1 protein-coding gene is annotated in these 1,370 nt (G+C 66.6%); it reads left to right on the top strand.

All coding sequences use genetic code 11. The annotated features are described in order from the left end of the window. Positions 1 to 111 precede the first annotated feature (111 nt). A complete protein-coding gene (locus ACPZVR_RS25375; RefSeq protein WP_436702476.1) occupies positions 112 to 1,317 on the top strand; it encodes a DDE-type integrase/transposase/recombinase in 1,206 nt (401 codons plus the stop codon). Positions 1,318 to 1,370: the final 53 nt, after the last annotated feature.

Below are 1,370 nucleotides of genomic sequence, written 5' to 3'. Positions count from 1 at the left end.
GTGTCCTGGTTCGGGACATCGGAATGGGGTGTCTCGCGACATCGGAATGGGATGTGTCGGGTGATCGGCATGGCGCGGGTCTGATCGCGAGCGTGGGCTCGACGCTGGTCGGTGTCGAAGCGCCGCCTTGTCATCACTGCCGTGCTCGCGGGCGCCTCGCAGAGCGAGGTCGCACGCACCTACGACGTCTCGCAGGGCTGGATCAGCCGGCTCATGGCGCGCTACCGAGCCGAGGGCGACGCGGCGTTCGAGCCACGATCACGGCGCCCGCACACCTCCCCGGGGGCCACCCCGGTCGAGGTCGTCGACCTGATCCTGCGGCTACGCAAAGAACTCCTGGGACAGGGACACGACGCGGGCGCTGACACGCTGTCGTGGCACCTGGCTCACCGACACAAACAGGTGGTGCCACGGACCACGATTCACCGGATCCTGGTCCGGCACGGCCAGGTGGTCCCCGATCCGTCGAAGAGACCGAAGAGCTCCTACATCCGGTTCCAGGCCGAGCAGCCCAACGAGACCTGGCAATCCGACTTCACCCACTACCGGCTCACTGACCTCGACGGCAGCCCCGGCGAGGACGTGGAGATCTTAACCTGGCTCGACGACCACTCCCGCTACGCGCTGCAGATCAGCGCTCACCGTCGAGTGAGCGGCCCGATCGTGCTGGCCGCGTTCCGACAAGCCGCAGGCCAGCACGGACATCCCGCATCCGTGCTCACCGACAACGGCATGGTCTACACGACGCGGTTCTCAGGCGGCCGGGGCGGGCGCAACCACCTCGAGTTCGAGTTGCGCGAACTGAACATCGTGCAGAAGAACTCCCGCCCCAACCACCCCACGACCTGCGGAAAGGTGGAGCGATTCCAGCAGACCATGAAGAAGTGGCTGCGCGCCCAACCCGCCCAGCCCCGCACCATCAACGAGCTCCAACGGCTCCTGGACCGGTTCGCCGTCGAGTACAACACCAACCGGCCACACCGCTCCCTGCCGCGCAGCGCGACCCCGGCCACGATCTACACAGCCCGCCCCAAAGCGATCCCGGCCACCGACCGGACCGGCGACACCCACGACCGGGTCCGCACGGACAAGGTCAGCAAGAACGGCACCGTCACCCTGCGAGTCGCTGGTCGACTCCGCCACATCGGGATCGGCCGAACCCACGCCGGGACCGACATCTTCCTACTCATCCAAGACCTGCACGTGCGCATCATCCACGCCACCACCGGCGAGATCCTGCGCGAGCTCACCATCGACCCAACCAAGGACTACCAAGGAACCGGACGACCACCCGGACCCACACCGAAAAAGCAATGAGCCCAAACCCACAACCGTGGGTCCAGGCCATGCCGATGTCCCGAGACATCACA

This window comes from Nocardioides segetis, assembly GCF_051390595.1.
Lineage (GTDB): Bacteria > Actinomycetota > Actinomycetes > Propionibacteriales > Nocardioidaceae > Nocardioides.
Note: the sequence above shows the minus strand (reverse complement) of the source record. Positions and strands in the feature narration are given on the sequence as shown.